General features: G+C 69.8%; 13 protein-coding genes and 1 pseudogene. 10 read left to right on the top strand and 4 right to left on the bottom strand.

Features of this window, described 5'->3' with window-relative positions; genetic code table 11:
- Positions 1-270: 270 nt before the first annotated feature.
- Complete coding sequence (locus BFF78_RS05120) at positions 271-2,691, bottom strand: RICIN domain-containing protein (RefSeq protein WP_227025711.1); 2,421 nt, start codon at positions 2,689-2,691, stop codon at positions 271-273.
- Between the two features lie 1,500 nt (positions 2,692-4,191).
- Positions 4,192-4,434, bottom strand: a complete 243-nt coding sequence (locus BFF78_RS05115) for a TetR/AcrR family transcriptional regulator (RefSeq protein ID WP_167739138.1) — start codon at positions 4,432-4,434, stop codon at positions 4,192-4,194.
- A gap of 129 nt (positions 4,435-4,563) precedes the next feature.
- On the opposite strand from BFF78_RS05115, the gene BFF78_RS05110 reads away from it, so the two are divergent.
- From BFF78_RS05110 to panD, 5 genes and pseudogenes are all read left to right on the top strand, one after another.
- A complete protein-coding gene (locus BFF78_RS05110) occupies positions 4,564-5,325 on the top strand; it encodes an SDR family NAD(P)-dependent oxidoreductase (protein WP_069777167.1) in 762 nt (253 codons plus the stop codon).
- Between the two features lie 41 nt (positions 5,326-5,366).
- Positions 5,367-5,492 (top strand): hypothetical protein, encoded by a 126-nt coding sequence (locus BFF78_RS49290; protein WP_257786862.1) that lies wholly within the window; start codon positions 5,367-5,369, stop codon positions 5,490-5,492.
- A 5-nt stretch (positions 5,493-5,497) separates the two neighbouring features.
- Positions 5,498-7,000, top strand: coding sequence for an RICIN domain-containing protein (locus BFF78_RS05105; RefSeq protein WP_069777166.1), 1,503 nt, complete (start codon positions 5,498-5,500; stop codon positions 6,998-7,000).
- A 4-nt stretch (positions 7,001-7,004) separates the two neighbouring features.
- Positions 7,005-7,756 (top strand): annotated as a pseudogene (locus tag BFF78_RS44565) (IS5 family transposase).
- Positions 7,757-8,211: 455 nt separating this feature from the next.
- Entirely contained in the window at positions 8,212-8,631 is a 420-nt protein-coding gene (panD, locus tag BFF78_RS05100; protein WP_069777165.1) for an aspartate 1-decarboxylase, read from the top strand.
- A gap of 718 nt (positions 8,632-9,349) precedes the next feature.
- On the opposite strand, the gene gndA is transcribed toward panD, so the two are convergent.
- On the bottom strand, positions 9,350-10,789 hold the full coding sequence (gene gndA, locus BFF78_RS05095; protein ID WP_069777164.1) for an NADP-dependent phosphogluconate dehydrogenase: 1,440 nt from the start codon (positions 10,787-10,789) through the stop codon (positions 9,350-9,352).
- A gap of 270 nt (positions 10,790-11,059) precedes the next feature.
- Between gndA and BFF78_RS05090 the strand changes: the two genes are divergently transcribed.
- Positions 11,060-12,202 carry a transglycosylase family protein gene (locus tag BFF78_RS05090; RefSeq protein ID WP_069777163.1) on the top strand — a complete coding sequence of 381 codons (1,143 nt, stop codon included), beginning with the start codon at positions 11,060-11,062 and terminating at the stop codon, positions 12,200-12,202.
- Here the strand turns inward: BFF78_RS05090 and BFF78_RS05085 are convergent.
- Positions 12,192-13,385 carry a DMT family transporter gene (locus BFF78_RS05085; RefSeq protein WP_107440856.1) on the bottom strand — a complete coding sequence of 398 codons (1,194 nt, stop codon included), beginning with the start codon at positions 13,383-13,385 and terminating at the stop codon, positions 12,192-12,194. The genes BFF78_RS05090 and BFF78_RS05085 overlap by 11 nt on opposite strands.
- Before the next feature lie 228 nt (positions 13,386-13,613).
- Here BFF78_RS05085 and BFF78_RS05080 point away from each other — a divergent pair, with 228 nt between their 5' ends.
- Genes BFF78_RS05080 through BFF78_RS05065 form a run of 4 tightly spaced genes read left to right on the top strand, consistent with a single transcriptional unit; the run spans position 13,614 to position 17,131 of the window.
- A complete protein-coding gene (locus tag BFF78_RS05080) occupies positions 13,614-14,366 on the top strand; it encodes a (2Fe-2S)-binding protein (protein WP_069777162.1) in 753 nt (250 codons plus the stop codon).
- A 41-nt stretch (positions 14,367-14,407) separates the two neighbouring features.
- Positions 14,408-15,559, top strand: a complete 1,152-nt coding sequence (gene glgA / locus BFF78_RS05075; protein WP_227025710.1) for a glycogen synthase — start codon at positions 14,408-14,410, stop codon at positions 15,557-15,559.
- Positions 15,560-15,609: 50 nt separating this feature from the next.
- The gene (gene glgC, locus BFF78_RS05070) at positions 15,610-16,830 is read left to right on the top strand and encodes a glucose-1-phosphate adenylyltransferase (RefSeq protein WP_069777160.1); all 1,221 of its coding nucleotides are present in this window, start codon (positions 15,610-15,612) and stop codon (positions 16,828-16,830) included.
- A 16-nt stretch (positions 16,831-16,846) separates the two neighbouring features.
- A complete protein-coding gene (locus BFF78_RS05065) occupies positions 16,847-17,131 on the top strand; it encodes a hypothetical protein (RefSeq protein WP_069777159.1) in 285 nt (94 codons plus the stop codon).
- Positions 17,132-17,304 lie beyond the last annotated feature (173 nt).

The raw sequence follows: 17,304 nt of genomic DNA, 5'->3' as shown, positions 1-17,304 counted from the left end.
ACGTCACCGCGGCAGCCGAGAGGGCCATGCGTCACGCAGCAGGTCACGCCGGGTCCGCTTGGCGGCCGGGCCGGTGGCGAGCGCGGCGACGCACGCGTCTTCCGCGCCGGTCGGGTTTTCCGGAAACCGTCTCGGCCGGGCGTGCACGTGCGCCTCGTCACATCCGATGACGAGGCGCACGGCGTCCAGTGGGTGTTCACCACCCCTGATATTCCGTCGTCGGGGCCCGGTCGACCGTGGCCCGCGGCGGCCCCGCTCAGTGCGGGTCGGTCATCCGACCTTCTCCAGCTTCCACCGCTGGTTGCTGTCTCCGTTCGGATTCCACTGGATGACCGGGGCCTTTTCGTCCTTTGAGCCGTGGAAGACGTCGACCAGGTGGCCGCTGTTGCGGGATTCGATGGTGAAGGCGCCGTCGGTCGACGGTGTCACCGCCCATTGCTGGTTGGTGCCGTCGTTGCCGTCCCACAGTTGCAGTTGGGTTTCGGGCAACGTGGTCTTCTTCGACACGTCCAGCACCTTGTTACTGCCGACGCCGGTGATGGTGTAGTAGCCGTCCTCGTTGGCGGTCAGCGTCCACTTCTGGTTCGACTGGTCCTTGCACGGATACTGGATGATCGGCGTTCCCTTGGCGGTGTCTTCGTGCTGGGCGTCGAGCGCCAGGCCGCTGTTGACGTTGACGATCTTGTAGGTTCCGTTCAGGTTCGTCGTCGTCCCCGGGGTGACGGACAGGTTGGAGTACTGGACTCCGTAGTACCCATGTGTGTCGGAGTCCCAGACGGTGCCGAGCCCGATCTGTCCGGCGCCGTAGCTGCTGTCGGTGAGACTGGCGACCTGGGTGCCGTCGATCTTCGCGGTGATGGTGCTGCCCTGGAAGGTGAGGGAGAGCCGGTGCCAGGTGTTGGTGCCCGGCGCCTTCTCAAGCTTGCCGCTGGCGCCCGGGAGCGTGGTGAAGTTCCACGCCTGGTCGCTCTTCTGCAGGGCCCAGTTGCCTGCGGTGTCGAGGGTCAGGTGATAGGCGTTGAGACCGTTGTTGTTCTTCTTCTGCCAGCCGACGCGGCCCAGCAGGTCGGCTCCGGCTCCCGACTTCTCCAGCAACACGTCTGCGGAGACGGTGTAGTTGGACCAGTTGACGTCGCCCATGGTGGTGTACGGCTGATTCCTGGACTCGCCGGTCCACTGGATCGGCGTTGTGGTGGTCATCTGGCGCAGGCACTGGCCGCTGCGCCCTCCGCCGCAGGGCGCTGCCTCGAAGGCGCCGTTCATGCTGGCGAAGTACTTGGCCTCCGAGCCCGTGTGGTACCCGGAGAAGGTGTCGGAGTAGGGGAGTTTCTGGATGGTGCGCTGCGGGCCCGTGACGGTGCCGGGTGCCTGCCCGGTGGTGGTGGTGGTGTAGAGGTGCTTGGCCTTCAGGGTGAGCTGGTAGGTGCCGCCGGTCGCCGTCAGGTCGGGCGCGGCCACCATGCGCGGATGGTCGTCGCTCAGGTCGGTTGTCCAGACGTGGAGGGTGCCGCTGGGCAGACCACCGGTGACGGAGAGGGAGACGGTCTGGTCGGCGGTGGCGTCCATGGTCTCGAAGACGGTGCTCCAGGCGGACTTGTCCGGGGCCGCGTAGCTGACGTAGCTGCCCTTGCTCTTGTCGGTGCCGCCGGCGAGATAGCCGCCGGAGTTGTCGAGGTACTTCCAGCCGGGGGAGGTGAACTGGCTGGTCTGAGCCATCGTCCAGGTGCTGCGGCCGACGTTGTAGGCGCCGGACCAGGGCTGGTTGGCCTGGATCAAGCCCACGCCGTTGAAGTCGAGGTTGGGGGAGATCGACGCCACGATGGGCCAGTTGATGTAGGCGGTCATCTTTCCGTCCAGATAACCGCGGTTGATACCGCGGGCCATCGCCACGGCGCCGTAGTCGGCGTCGTCCGAGCCGTTCTCGCTCGCCCACAGCTGTTTCCCGGATGCCTGCGCGGCTCCGTTGCTGCCGTTGTGCGTAGAGGAGCAGTCCTTCTGATCGCTTCGGTAGCCGCAGGGATAGTGTGTGCCGAGGATGTCTACTGCCTTGGACAGCTCGGAGTTGGACGCGATGTCGTCCGCGTTCTGCCAGTTGTTGTCCGCGCCGACGACCTTCGTGGAGGCATAGCCGTGCTGCACGAGGGCGGCGTGCAGGGCTTCGTACCAGGCGGGGCTCTTCTCGCTGTCGTACCTCTCGTTCCAGCCGCCGAGGTAGTCGATGGTGAAGTTGTGCTTCTTGGCACAGTCGAGCCAGGTCATGAGGTAGTCCACCGTCGACGGTGAGCTGGTGGACCAGAAGTCGTGGCCGCCGAGGAAGCCCGGGGCGCCCCAGGCGAGGGCGTACAGCTTGATGTTCGGGTTGCGTTGCTTGGCCTGCTGCATCAGCCACCACTCGTAGCCGTTGTCGCAGTTGATGCTGCCCGGTGAGTGTTCGATGCTGGATTCGGCGCCGTCGGTGGTGTTGGTGTCGCCGCCGATCTCCACCTTCAACATGTGCAGGGACGCGCCGTAGCCGGGCTTGAAGAGGTAATCCAGGATCTGGCTGCGCTGCGGCTCGGGGTAGTCGACGAGCAGGCGGGTGTTGCCACCGCCACCGCTGATGGCTCCGACGCCGTCGAACGTGCGACCCTGGGAATTGCCGTCGACGCTGATCGGGGTCCCCGTCGCGGCGTGTGCACGGGTCGGTGCCACGCCGGTGACCAGCGCCAAGCAGAGCCCGACGACGGCGAGAACTGCTGTCCAACAGCGTCGGTCTCCCATGTCGACCGTAGGCGGGCGGGTATGAGGAAGCATCAGGATCGTCCTTCCTGAGGGCGTTTCGGGCATGCCGAACATCGGGCTGCCGGCGTTTACGAGTGGGGGGGGGTGAGCGGCTTTCGAGCGGGTAGCACTGGACCGATCCGTGCACGGCAGCGGCGGTCGGCCGGGGGCGCCTCGCGGTTTCGCAGGGCCAGCGAGACTGATCAGCGATGCTGCCGGTGAACTGGCACGCGTTTACCCAGGACCCGTCCCCCGGGGGTGATCTGTCCGTGCGCCGAGACATGAAGGGTGCTACCTGCCTGGCTTGCCCGGCTCGACGGCGCTGTACGGATGCTGCGAGTGACCGATGCTCAAGCGGCCAAAGCCGCACGTAAGTTGGGTCGCGCAGCGGTGAAGTGGGCCGTGCGTGTTATGCAGCGAGCCGATGAATGCCGAGCTCGCAGGGAGACGGTCGGTCTGGTCGGCGAACGGGAACGGGAGATCGTCATGGGTGATCCTGTCGATGGCGTGAGGGAGGGATCCCCCGCCTGCATCAGTGGTGGTCAATGAGGCAGTACCGGTGAACGTTCTTCATCGACGGCTGCCAGGGCATGTGTCCGCGGCGGTCGAGGTCAACGCATCATGCCCAATGGCGTAGTTGTACCGCGTGCTCACGCAAGACTGTCAAGACACTGGGCCGAGGAAGATGTTGTTTTCTGAGGGATTGGCGTGGGAGCTCTGCCGCGGCCGGTTGAGTGAAAGTCCGGGCGCCTACGTCGGATGTCCTGGCCGCACAGGGCTTGTGCTGGGCTTCTCCGCGCGCTTCGTCAAACGCATCACCACGCCTCACGGCTGCGCGGAGCCATGGGAGCAGCCCCTGCGCGTGATCATCGGATCTCTTGGCGTGACCTCAAGTCGAGAAAGGCGACGCACAGCCCTTGACGTTCGACACTCCGAACAGGTGTCATGGGCGTGCTGTTAGATGCCGTTTGTTTCTGATCGATCTCGTGTCTTTGCGTCTTAAGTTCCCAGGGTCGCTGCTCTCTGCCCCAGGGGTCGCCATGCAACGTTCTTCGTCCGCGCTCCCCTGTTCCGGACCCGGTCGCCACACGCTGCGGCGGGGGCCGGGCGGGGCAGTTGTGCTGGTTGCCGTCATGGCTGGTGCGGAGTGCCCGACCGGTGTGTGGTCGGCCATCGACGGGAGCTCCCTCGGCGGGTCTCCGCGCAACCTTGGTCCCGACGGTCGATGCCACCTCGACCACGGTCATCGCCTGCGCCGGGAGATCAGGGAGCGGAGGAGGTCGGCCGTGCAAGCCGGCGGACCTCTGCGGCGGCGGTGGACCAGTGAGGGATCCCGCAAGTGGATCGACCACTGGCGTGAGTCTGCCGAGGGGGCTATCTCCGGCATGGAGAACGACCGGTCTTCCTGCCTCTTGGGCGCGGCCTCTCGGCCTAGTCGTCCTTGGTCAGCAGGTAAGCCACGACCAGGTCGTCCTTGGAGACGAAGTGCCGGTAGAAGGTCGCCTTGGTCACCCCGGCCTCGGCGATCAGCCGTTCCACGCCGATCGCGCGGACGCCCTCGTAACAGAACAGCCGCCGCGCGGCCCGGACCAGGCGCTCGCGAGGCGGCAGCTCTCCCTCCTCCTTGGTTCCCCGACGCGCGGTGCCGGTGTTCTTCTGTCCGGCGATGCTCACTTCCCCATTGGGCCCTCGGCCCGGTCCTGAGCGGCCTCCACCCCCGTACGGCCCTCACCGATAGGCCGTCACCCCCTTGTCCGGTACGGCCCCCGAGCAGCGTGACCGTTCATCGAAAGGCTTGAACCCATGACTCGTCGTCTTGAAGGCACTGTCGCCCTGGTCACCGGTGCCTCCAGCGGGATCGGCCACGCCACCGCCCTGGAGCTGACCCGCCAGGGCGCCTCCGTGGCCCTGGTCGGCCGCCGCGAGGACCGGCTCACCGCACTCGCCACGGAAATCACCGGCATCGGCGGAAAGGCCCTGGTCGTGCCTGCCGACATCACCGACGCCCAGGCCGCCGCGGAAGCGGTCGAGCGGACCGTCGAGGGCCTGGGCCGCCTGGACACCCTGGTCAACAACGCCGGTCTCATGCTGCTCGGCCCCGCCCCCGGGGCGGACCTGAACGACTGGCGGCGCATGATCGACATCAACCTCATGGGCCTGATGTACAGCACCCACGCGGCCATTCCCCACCTGGTCAAGGCAGCCGCCGAGGCACCGCGTCAGGTCGCCGACATCGTCAACATCGGCTCGCTCGCCGGCCGCAACGCCTATGCCATGTCCGCCGTGTACTGCGCCACCAAGTTCGGCGTCGGCGCCTTCAGCGAATCCCTGCGCCAGGAACTGGCACGCCAGCACGTGCGCGTGTCCGTCATCGAGCCGGGCAGCGTCGACACCGAACTGCGCACGCACAACCCGGACGCCGTCCAGCAGTACATCGCCTCGTCCCTGGGCGACATCGAGCGGCTGCAGGGCCAGGACATCGCCGACACCGTCGGCTACATCGTCACCCGCCCCCGGCACGTGGCCGTCGCCGAGTTGCTCGTACGCCCCACCGAGCAGGTCTGAACACCGACCGTGGTCAACTCCGAGGCGATCAAGGAATCACCGTGGCTGCCAACACCCCGGTCACTCCCCTCACCAGAGCCCAGACCATCGTTCGGGCCTGCCTGCTGCTGACAACCGCCACCATCATCGCCGGTGCCGGGCTGCAACTGGTGCAGGGAGAGAGGTGAGAGACATGCCCATCGGAAGATCCCGTGACCTCCGGCCCGGCGCCCGCCTCCGCACAGTCGCCACCGCGTTACTGACGCTGCTCCTCAGCCTTGCGGCACTCCTGCTTCCCACCGCGAAGGCGAGCGCGGCCACGGTCTCGTTCACCCTGGGAGCCACCAGGACCGACCAGGACGGCAACACCCTCCAACTGCACGGCCTGGGCATCATCGACGTCGGTGACACCTGGTACGGCTTCGGTGAGGACAAGACCGGGCGGACCAAGGACAACACGTCATTCCAGAACATCCCCTGCTACACCTCGACCGACCTCGCCAACTGGACCTATCAGGGCGTGGCCTTGGCGAGGCAGAGCAGCGGCGACCTCGGGCCGAACCGGATCGTGGAGCGGCCGAAGGTCATCTACAACTCCTCGACGCGCACGTACGTGATGTACACGCACATCGACAACCCGAGCTACTCCGAGGCCAAGGTCGGGGTGGCAACCAGCAGCACGCCGTGCGGGCCGTACACCTACCGGGGCAGCTTCCGGCCGCTCGGCTTCGAGAGCCGTGACATCGGCTCGTTCCAGGACATCGACGGCACCGCGTATCTGCTGAGCGAGGACCGCCGGCACGGTCTGCGCATCGACCGGCTCTCCGCCGACTACCTCTCGGTGGACAGCGCGGTTGCGGTCCTGGGCGGCAGCGACGACAAGAGCATCGAGTCGCCCGCCATGGTGAAGGCCAACGGACTCTATTACGTGTTCGGCTCCCACCTGTCGGGCTGGGCCACCAACGACAACGTCTATGCCACGGCCACATCGCTGAGCGGACCCTGGTCGTCGTTCCGGGACTTCGCCGGACCGGGAACCAACACCTACAACAGCCAGACGGCCAACATCATCACCGTGCAGGGCACGTCCGGCACCACCTATCTCTACGCCGGCGACCGCTGGAACCCGAACGACCTCGGCAACTCCCAGCTGATCTGGCTTCCGCTGACGATCAGGGGAACGACCGTCAACCTCGGCCAGTACCCCACCTGGTCCCTCGATCCCGCTGCCGGTACCTGGAGTGCCGGCAGCGGGCTGCCGTCCGCCGGAGTCCACGAACTGATCAATGCCAAGAGTTCGATGGCGATGGATGTATACGGGGCCGACCCGGAGGAAAAGGCCAAGGTCATTCAGTTTCCGGACCACAACGGCGACAACCAGAAGTGGAACCTCACCAGGGTGGCGGACAACATCTACACGCTGACCAGTGTGAAAAGCGGACTCTGCCTGGACGTGCCGTACAAGTCGACGGCTGCCGGTGTGCAACTGCAGCAGTTCAGGTGCAACGGCGGCACCAACCAGCAGTGGGCGCTCGACCTGGTCGGCAGCTACTCCGGCAGTACCTACATGCTGGTGGGCGTAGGCAGCGGCGTGAACATCGGTGTAGCGGACGGCTCGACCGCCGAGAAGGCGGCGGTGGACCAGGAGACGGGAGCCGCTGCGAGCGCCGGCAGCCAGACCTGGTCCCTGTCGTGAGGGTATCGGGCCATGTGAGGTGAACCGGCCGGTCGGCCGCGTCACCGAGGACCGATGGGCAACCTGTCGATCCGGGCCGCCACTCCGGCGGCCGATCGTCCGAGCAGGCTCCGCGCAGGTTCCACGAGTGGGGGTTCTCATGAGCCTGTCAGGCGTCACTGCATTCCGCCGGTTCGCAGAGTGGACCGAGGCCAGGGTGTGGGCCAAGCTGCACCGGCTGGTCCTCGACGAACTCGGTTCCCGGGGCGGGCTGGACTGGTCGCGGTGCGCCATCGACTCCGTCAGCGTCCGAGCCCTCAAAGGGGCAACTGACGGGACCGAATCCGACCGACCGCGGCAAAGCCGGATCGAAAATCCACCTCATCGTCGACCGCAGCGGCCCCTGTCCATCGGTATCTCCGCCGCGAACCTCCACGACAGCCAGGCCCTCATTCCACTTGTCCGTGGCATCCCGCCCATCCGCTCACGTCGCGGACCCGACGCCGACGGCCCGGCAAACTCCACGGGGAGACGGGATACGACCAACGACACCTGCGGCGCCGGCTGTCCGCCCGCGGCATTCGGCACCGCCTCGCCCACAAGGGCATCGAGTCGTCCCGACACCTGGGCCGGCACCGCTGGGTCGTGGAAGGGACCGTGTCCTGGCTGTCCGGCTGCCCACGCCTCCACCGCCGCTACGAGCGCAAGCCGGAGCGCTTCCTCGCTTTCACCGCGATCGCTGCGACCCTCATATCCCACCGTCGACTCACCAACTGAAATGACGTCTTATGGAGGTGCTACGGCCACAACAAGACCACCGGTCTCAGGATGACGAGGAATGGAACTGTCCACTGAAGGCTCAAGTCGTGGTGTCGTGTCGTTGCGCATAGATCGCGGGCCGCCCTCGCCCTATCCCTGCCGCCACCGCTGCACCGACCGGCACTGAGGCCCAGGTCCTTGGCAATCACCACACTGGCCTCGCCAGACTTACCTGATGGATCGTCAGGTAAGTCAGCATCCCATCAGCATCGGACCGGGACAGTCTTCCGTACCTGCTCCTGGTCGACGGCTCCGCGGCAGCTTGACTTGCGCAGATCGCGCAGGTGAGAAGCCTGCTCGTCGTGGCGAACGATGTTCTGGCAAGTCTTCGATTGAAAGGTATGCCGATGTACAGTGAACGACGCCCCTGACCTGCAGAGAGCCGGCGGGGAGCCGTCTTCTAGGAGTCCAAAGTGCTGCGTACTCTGTTCAAGTCCAAGATCCACCGCGCCACCGTCACCCAGGCCGACCTGCACTACGTGGGATCGGTGACCATCGACGCCGACCTGCTCGACGCCGCCGATCTGCTGCCCGGCGAGCTCGTGCACATCGTGGACATCACCAACGGCGCCCGGCTGGAGACGTACGTCATCGAGGGCGAGCGCGGGTCCGGGGTGATCGGGATCAACGGGGCGGCGGCCCATCTCGTGCACCCCGGAGACCTGGTGATCATCATCAGCTATGCCCAGGTCACCGACGCCGAGGCGCGGGAGCTGAAGCCGCGGGTCGTGCATGTCGACGCCGGCAACCGGATCGTGTCCCTCGGCGCCGACCCGTCCGAGCCGGTGCCCGGATCGGACCAGCGGCGCAGCCCGCAGTCCGTCGGCGCCTGACCGGGAGGCCGTACGGGGCCTGACCGAGAGGCCGCACGGGGCCGGACCGAGAGGCCGCACGGGGCCGGACCCAGAGGCCGTACGGGGCCGGACCGAGAGGCCGCACGGGGCCGGACCCAGAGGCCGTACGGGGCCGGACCGGGCCCAGGAGCGGGACCGGGGTCCGCGACGATCGGCCGGCCGGGCCGGCGGGTGGGCGTAGGCCGTGACGGAACGGCTGCGCGCGCACTGCGGCCGGTGCCGAGCGGGCGTGGCTCGTCCTGTCGGGTGAGTGGCAGGGCGGGGGTCGGGTAGGCGGGGGAGTAGTCCAGAGGCGACGTCCAGCGACTGCCGGAGGACACCATGACGAACCCGCATCCCGACCCGGTCCCCCCGGGGCCGCCACCGGGTCCAGGTCCCACCCCACCGGACCCGTACCCGAGCCCCGTCCCACCCCCCGAGCCGGTCCCGCAGCCCACCCCACCCCCACCGGGCCCCACCCCGACCCCACCCCCGGCCCCGGGCCCACCGGAACCCTCACCGTCCCCGATCCCGCCGGGCCCGGAACCCGTACCGAACCCCGAGCCGGGCCCGCCCCTCACCTGACACCACCGGGCACACTGGCGTCCGGAAGGGGAGCGGGCTGTGTCGGCATGCGTCTCCGCCGCGTGGGCGCGACCAGCCACAACGCACCCGTGCCCGCCGGCCGCGAGTGCCCCCGCCCCTTCAGGCGCGCGAACTACGCAGAGACCTCCGACCGGTCCCCGCCCCACAACGTGTGGAACGTCCCCTCCCGGTCCACCCTCCGGTACGTGTGCGCCCCGAAGAAGTCCCGCTGCCCCTGCGTCAGAGCCGCCGGCAGGCGAGTCGCCCGCAGCGCGTCGTAGTACGCCAGTGCCGCCGCGAACCCCGGCGTCGGCACCCCCTGCCGCGTCGCGGCGATCAGCACCTCACGCCAGTCGTCCTGCGCCGCGGCGATCTCGCGCGCGAACGTCTCGTCCGACAGCAGGCTCGGCAGATCGGCCCGGGCGTCGTACGCGGCGCGGATCCGGTCCAGGAACGCGGCCCGGATGATGCAGCCGCCCCGCCAGATCGAGGCCACCGCGCCGAGGTCGATGTCCCAGCCGTACTCCTCGCTGCCCGCGGCGATCTCGTGGAAGCCCTGCGTGTACGACACGATCTTCGACGCGTACAGCGCCTGCTCGACCCGGTCGGCGAAGGCCGCGGCTTCCTCCTTGCCGAGCGGTACCGCCGTCGGGCCCGCCAGCCCCTGCGAGGCCTCGCGGAGCTTCGCGTGACCGGACAGTGAGCGGGCGAAGACCGCCTCGGCGATCCCGGACACCGGCACGCCCAGGTCCAGCGCGATCTGGACCGTCCACCGGCCCGTGCCCTTCTGCTCCGCCTGGTCCACGACCACGTCCACGAACGGCTTGCCGGTCGCCGCGTCCACGTGCGACAGCACCTCGGCCGTGATCTCGATCAGGTAGGAGTCGAGACGGCCGGTGTTCCAGGTGCGGAAGATCTCCGCGATCTCGGCGGGGGAGTACCCGGCGACGTCGCGCAGCAGCTGGTACGCCTCGCCGATCAGCTGCATGTCGGCGTACTCGATGCCGTTGTGGACCATCTTCACGAAGTGCCCGGCGCCGTCGGGGCCGCAGTGGGTCACACAGGGCGCGCCGTCCTTCGCCTTCGCGGAGATCTTCTCCAGCATCGGGCCCAGCGACGCGTACGACTCCACCGACCCGCCCGGCATGATGCTCGGCCCGTGCAGCGCGCCCTCCTCGCCGCCGGAGATGCCCGTGCCGACGAAGTGGATGCCCCGCTCGCGCAGCTCCCGCTCCCGGCGCCGGGTGTCCGCGAAGTGCGCGTTGCCACCGTCGATGATCATGTCACCGGGCTCCAGCAGCGGCGCGAACTCCTGGATCACCGCGTCCGTCGGCTCACCCGCCTTCACCATGATCACCAGGCGGCGGGGGCGTTCCAGCGCCGCCACGAACTCCTCGGCGGTCTCGGCCCCGATGAAGCCGCCCTCGTGCCCGAACTCCTCCACCAGCGCCTTCATCCGCGACGCCGTACGGTTGTGCACGGCGACCGTGTAGCCGTTGCGGGCGAAGTTCCGGGCGAGATTGCGGCCCATGACCGCGAGGCCCGTGACACCGATCTGCGCTGAAGTGCTCATACCGCCTGCTCCTTGGTTGCCTCGTGACTACGGCTGTCGTCAGTACGGGTTCTCGCCCATCCTGTCGTGCCGCCACGGCGAGCGCACATTGACCCGCCGGGCTTGAGTACGCAGCCACGGCGTCCGGAGCCTCAGTCTCCGGCGATCGAGGTCAAGCGGGGGCCGTTCCCGGCCACTTGGGCGGTGCGGGAGGCCGGATTTCCGTCTTGTCATGGCCTGTTCGCCGCGCCTATTTTTGCCCCTCCTGACGCATGCCGAGGGGAATTCGACATGGCCGTACGCGGCCGGCACCGCCGGTACCAGCCGAACAGGATCAACCGCGCCTCACTCACCGTCACGGCGGGCGGCGCCGGCCTCGCGATCCCGCTGGTCGTCGCCGGCACGGCCGACGCGGCCGAGGCCTCCACCTGGAACAAGGTCGCCGCCTGCGAGTCCAGCGGCAACTGGAGCATCAACACGGGCAACGGCTTCTACGGCGGGCTGCAGTTCACCCAGTCCACCTGGGAGGCGTACGGCGGCACCCGGTACGCCCCGCGGGCCGACCTCGCGACCAGGGACCAGCAGATCGCCGTCGCCGAGCAGGTCCTCGACGGGCAGGGGCCGGGCGCCTGGCCCGTGTGCTCGGTGCGGGCCGGGCTGACCCGGGGGGACGCGGACCCCGGCACGCACACGGACAGCGCGGCGACCCGGCCCGTGCAGGCGGAACGGAAGACGTCCGTACGGGACGTGCGGCCGCAGACCACCCCGCAGTCCCGCGCCGGCCGGGCCGAGATGTACACGGTGGTGCACGGCGACACGCTGTCCGGGATCGCCGAGGAGCACCACGTCCGCGGCGGCTGGCACGGGCTCTACGCCGGCAATCGCGCGACGATCGGCGCCGACCCCGACCTCATCCTGCCGGGCCAGCGGCTCAGCCTGCGCGGCACGGCCGCCACCGGCACCAAGTCCCCGAAGAAGAAGGCCCCTTCGGAGCACAGGACCGCGGAACACCGGACCAGGTCCACCGGACGCACGCTCGTCGCCCCGGTCGACGCCCCGATCGGCACCGGCTACCGCGTGGCCGGCTCGCACTGGTCGAAGGGCTACCACACCGGCGTCGACTTCCTCGTGCCGACCGGCACCTCCGTGCAGGCCGCCGAGGCCGGGCACGTGGTGGCCGCGGGCTGGGGCGGCGCCTACGGCTACCAGGTGGTGATCCGGCACGCCGACGGCCGCTACACCCAGTACGGCCACCTGTCGGCCATCTCGGTGCGGATCGGGCAGGACGTCGCCGCCGGCCAGCGCATCGGCCGGTCCGGGGCCACCGGAAACGTCACCGGCCCGCACCTGCACTTCGAGGTGCGGACCGGACCCGACTTCGGCTCGGACATCGACCCGCTCGCCTATCTGCGGGCCGGCGGCGTCAGGATCTGACACGCGAACGCCGCCGGTCCAGGACCGGCAGCGGCACCGGGACGCCCGTGGGCAGCGCGGTGTACGACGCGGGGAGCACGGGGTCGGCCCCTGGTTCGCCGTCGTCGCCGCGCTCACCGCGGCCGCCCGCTCCGGGCAGCAGCAACTCCCTCAGCGCAGGCGCCTCGAGCGTGCCGTCGGCCCCGGAGCGCTCGGTCCCCTCGGCCTCGACCGGACTCGCGACCCGCTGCTGCGGCATGCCGAGAAGCCCTTCCGCGGCGACGCAATCGGCGACGCAATCGGCGACGGAATCGGCGGCGGGACCGGCGGCGGAAACCGGTTCCGGGACGCCCTCCGGCAGCGAGGGCGCCTCGGCGCGCTCGACCCGCTCGGTCGTCAGCATGACCAGCCCGCCCGCCGCCACCACGCCGCAGCTCACGGCGAGGGCGGTGCCCGTGCCGCCGTAGCGGAACGTCTCGCCGAACATCAGGATGCCGACGGCCGCCGCCAGCACCGGATTGACCACGGTCAGCGTGGCCAGCGGGGCGGCGAGGCCGCCGCCCCGGTAGGAGGCCTGGGACAGCAGGACACCGCCGGCCGCGAACACGCCGAGCACCGCGAGGGAGGGCAGGTCGTCCAGGTCGATGCCGTGCGTCCAGTCCACGGCGACGGTCTTGGTGAACACCGACGACATGCCGAACGCTATGCCGGAGGCCGTGGCGAGCAGCACGCTGCGCACCGCCGGATGGCGCTGCGCGGCCCGGCCCGCGCACATCAGCGCCACGACCGCGCCGCCGGAGACCAGCGCGACCGCCACCCGCTGGGCGGCGCCGAGGGAGTGGGTCTCGGAGGAGCCGACCAGGGACAGCAGACCGGCGAGACCCACCGTGGCCATGACCGCGCCGCGCCAGGCGGTCGCCCCGGCCGGGCGGCCGACGAACAGCGCCGCCATGGGCAGCGCGAAGACGATGGTCAGCGCGCCGAGCGGCTGGACCAGGCTGAGCGGACCGTACGCCAGCGCCGCCACGTGCAGCAGGCCGCCGAGACCGTTGAGGGCCAGCGCGCCCCACCAACTCGGCCGGCGCAGCGGCAGATACGCGCTGTCCGGGGCGGACACCGCCACCTGCTCCTGCACGATCGCGCCGGCCGCGTAGGCGAGGGCGGACACGAACGACAGCAGCACGGACAACGCGAGGGTGCTCATCGGCGTCTCCCCTGCGTGCGGCGGGGGCCCTGAGCCCGGCGCGGCGTACGGTCGGCATCCATGGCCAACACTCTGCCCGCCCGCGCTGTTCCCGTCGTCGTCCCTGAGCACACAATGCCTCCTACTGCCGATGGAGTACACCAGCCGCCCGATCATCCTCGGGACGGGTGACGCACTGCGGGGACCTCGGGGACCGGTCCGGGAACGCACCTGATACCAGTACGTGTCGTGGACCTCGACCCCGACCTCTCGGCCCTCCGCCCGCTCGGCGGCTTCTTCGTCCTGCGTACGGTCCCGGGCCCGCCCGGCGCCCCGGCCCCCGGGCGGCTGCCGACACTCGCGGAGACCTACGCACGGGTGACACCGGATGCGCACCGCGATGCCCTGACGACACGGGTCGCCGTGGTCGCGGACCGTCTGCGCACGGCCGAGCGGCGCGTCGCGGCCTCGATCGCGCAGCAGGGGCTGGCCGCCCGGCTGTGGTCGGCGGCCCTCGGCTGCGCCGTCCGGTACGGCCAACTGCCCGACCTCGACCCGCGTCTGCTGCGCTGGGACCCCCTCGCCTCCGCCCCCGACGACCTGTACCTGACCGGACTGCGCCCGCTGCCCGGCGACGCCGCCACCCTCGCCGACACCGTGCTGCACGGGCATCTGGAACCCCTGGGGGAAGCCCTGAGGAGCCGTTACGGCAGCGCGCCGGGGCTGCTGTGGGGCAACGCGGGCTCCGCCCTCGCCGGGGCGGCCAGGGAACTGGACCGCTGGGCCCGCGCCCACGGCCGTACCGACGCGGCCGACCGCTCCCGCGCCCTGACCGGCGAACTCTTCGCCCACCCTCTGCTGCGCACCACCGGCACCCGCACCGGCACCACCTTCCGCCGCCGCAGCTGCTGCCTGTACTACCGGGTGCCCGGCGGCGGGGTCTGCGGCGACTGCTGCTTCACCCGGCCGCCGCGCTCTTCCCCGGGAGCCGCATCTGGGTGACCATGAAGGGAAACCTGCCACCGGTACGAGGGGGTTGTCGGGTGCGAGTGGGACTGCTGACCCGGGAGTACCCCCCGGACGTGTACGGCGGCGCCGGTGTCCATGTGGAGTTCCTCGCCCGGGAGTTGGCCTCCCTGGTGGACCTGGAGGTGCACTGCTGGGGCGAGGGCCGCGGCGTGGGCGTCGTACGCCACCGCCCCTGGTCCGCGCTCGACGGCACCAACGACGCGCTGCGCACCTTCTCCGTGGACCTCTCCATCGCCGCCGCCCTCGAAGGCCGCGAACTCGTCCACTCCCACACCTGGTACGCCAACCTCGCCGGCCACTACGCCAAGCTCCTGTACGGCGTCCCGCACGTGGTCACCGCCCACTCGCTGGAGCCGCTGCGCCCCTGGAAGGCCGAGCAACTGGGCGGCGGATACGCCCTGTCGAGCTGGGCGGAACGCACCGCGATCGAGGCCGCCGACGCGGTGATCGCCGTGTCCGGAGCCATGCGCGAGGACATCCTCGCCTGCTATCCGGCGCTCGACCCGGCCGCCGTACACATCGTGCACAACGGCATCGACACCCGCCTGTACCGGCCCGACCACGGCATCGACGCCCTCACCCGGCACGGCATCGACCCCGGCCGCCCGTACGTCCTGTTCGTCGGCCGCATCACCCGCCAGAAGGGCGTGCCCCATCTGCTGCGCGCCGTACGGGACATCGACCCCGGTGCCCAGGTGGTGCTGTGTGCCGGCGCGCCCGACACCCCGGAGATCGACCGGGAGTTCCGGGAGCTGTTCGAGCAGTTGAGCCGGGCCCGCGCGGGCGTGTTCTGGATCCCGCAGATGCTGCCGCGCCCGGAGGTGATCCAACTCCTCACGCGGGCGGCCGTGTTCGTCTGCCCCTCGGTGTACGAGCCCCTCGGCATCGTCAACCTGGAGGCGATGGCCTGCGGCACGCCGGTCGTGGCCTCCAGGGTCGGCGGGATCCCGGAGGTCGTGGCCGACGGCCGTACGGGCCTGCTGGTCGATACGGACGACGAGTTCGAGGCCGGCCTCGCGCGGGCGCTGGACGCCGTCCTCGGCGACCCGGAGACGGCCCGGCGGATGGGGGAGGCCGGACGGGTGCGCGCCGTGGGGGAGTTCGGCTGGGACGCGGTGGCCCGGCGCACGGCCGCGCTGTACGAGGAGATCCTCAAGCAGGCTTAGTCCCGTCCGCTCGGGGCAGCCATGGTTCAACCAGGGTGAGGGGAGCGGCCATGCGTCGTGGAGGGCCTTCCGTACTCGGGATCGTGCTGGCGGGCGGCGAGGGCAAGCGTCTGATGCCGCTGACCGCCGACCGCGCCAAACCAGCCGTCACCTTCGGCGGCACGTACCGTCTCGTCGACTTCGTCCTGTCCAACCTCGTCAACGCCGACGTCCTGCGCATCTGCGTGCTGACCCAGTACAAGTCGCACTCGCTGGACCGGCACATCACCACCACCTGGCGGATGTCCAGCCTGCTCGGCAACTACGTCACACCGGTCCCGGCGCAGCAGCGCCTCGGCCCGCGCTGGTACCTGGGCAGCGCCGACGCGATCCTGCAGTCCCTGAACCTGGTCCACGACGAACAGCCCGAGTACGTCGCCGTGTTCGGCGCCGACCACGTCTACCGGATGGATCCGCGGCAGATGCTCGCCCAGCACATCGAGGGCGGCTCGGGTGTGACGGTGGCCGGGATCCGGGTGCCGCGCGTGGAGTCCTCGTCCTTCGGGGTGATCACGCCCGGCTCGGACGGCCTCACGGTGGACCGCTTCCTGGAGAAGCCCGCCGATCCGCCGGGCCTGCCGGACGACCCGGAGACCGTCTTCGCCTCGATGGGCAACTACATCTTCACCACCAAGGCCCTGATCGAGGCGCTGCACCGGGACGCCGAGGACGAGAGTTCCGTGCACGACATGGGCGGCTCGATCCTGCCTCAGCTCACCGCGCGCGGCGAGGCCCGGCTGTACGACTTCAACGACAACCACGTGCCCGGCGAGACCACCCGCGACCAGGGCTACTGGCGGGACGTGGGCACCCTGGACGCCTACTACGAGGCGCACATGGACCTCATCGCCGAGCGTCCCGCCTTCAACCTCTACAACCGCCAGTGGCCCATCTACACCCACTCGGGCCAGCTCTCCCCGGCCCGCTTCAACGGGGGCGGCATCGCGGGGGAGTCCATCATCAGCGCGGGCTGCCTGGTCCGCGGTCAGGTCACCCGCTCGGTCCTCTCCCCGGGCGTACGGGTCGACCCTGGAGCGGTCGTCCAGGGCTCGGTGCTGCACGACAACGTCCGCATCGGCCGGGGCGCGGTGGTCCGCGGCGCCGTCCTGGACAAGAACGTGGAGGTCCCCCCGGGTGCGACGATCGGCGTCAACCCGGAACGGGACGCGGAGCTGTACACGGTGTCCAAGGGCGGGGTGATCGCCCTGGGGAAGGGACAGCGGGTGCCCTAGGGATAGGGTCCCCCGCATGCGATGTGGGATATGCGGCTCCGCCCGGCTGAGCCCGGTCGGTGAGCTCAGCTCGGGGGAGCGGTCGTACGAGCGGCTGCGGCTGAAGTTCCGCAGGCCTGGATTCTTCAAGCCCCGGCCCGAGTTCGAGGCCTCCCTCGGGCGTGTCTGCCGTGACTGCGGAGCCCTGTTCGCCTTCCTGACGGAGTCCGACCGGCGGGAACTGGACGCGGCGGCCGAGGACCTGATCGAGGTCGAGGACGTCGTCCCCGTACCGCACCCCTGGGACCCGCCCGTGGGTTAGGGCCGGCGCATGTCCGCCGCCTCCGCGCCGGCCCACGAACGGCCATGCGGGCTTCAAGCTCATGCTCTGACGGTTTGTCACCGTCCCTGCGCTGCGCGACGCGTTCGGAGTGATCGCCGTACCTTGCCCGGATTTGAGTCGTTCGACCTTCAGGATGCAGACGAACGATGTCG

Source organism: Streptomyces fodineus (assembly GCF_001735805.1).
In the GTDB taxonomy this organism is placed as follows: Bacteria; Actinomycetota; Actinomycetes; order Streptomycetales; family Streptomycetaceae; genus Streptomyces; species Streptomyces fodineus.
The sequence above is the reverse complement of the archived record's forward strand: the minus strand, read 5'-3'. Positions and strand labels throughout refer to the sequence as shown.

Excerpts from the sequence above, each read along its gene's own strand:
- BFF78_RS05085 (WP_107440856.1), bottom strand. The coding sequence starts at position 13,385 with ATGAGCACCCTCGCGTTGTCCGTGCTGCTGTCGTTCGTGTCCGCCCTC.
- gndA (WP_069777164.1), bottom strand. The coding sequence starts at position 10,789 with ATGAGCACTTCAGCGCAGATCGGTGTCACGGGCCTCGCGGTCATGGGC.
- glgC (WP_069777160.1), top strand. The coding sequence starts at position 15,610 with ATGCGTCGTGGAGGGCCTTCCGTACTCGGGATCGTGCTGGCGGGCGGC.
- BFF78_RS05090 (WP_069777163.1), top strand. The coding sequence starts at position 11,060 with ATGGCCGTACGCGGCCGGCACCGCCGGTACCAGCCGAACAGGATCAAC.
- BFF78_RS05105 (WP_069777166.1), top strand. The coding sequence starts at position 5,498 with ATGCCCATCGGAAGATCCCGTGACCTCCGGCCCGGCGCCCGCCTCCGC.
- BFF78_RS05110 (WP_069777167.1), top strand. The coding sequence starts at position 4,564 with ATGACTCGTCGTCTTGAAGGCACTGTCGCCCTGGTCACCGGTGCCTCC.
- BFF78_RS05065 (WP_069777159.1), top strand. The coding sequence starts at position 16,847 with ATGCGATGTGGGATATGCGGCTCCGCCCGGCTGAGCCCGGTCGGTGAG.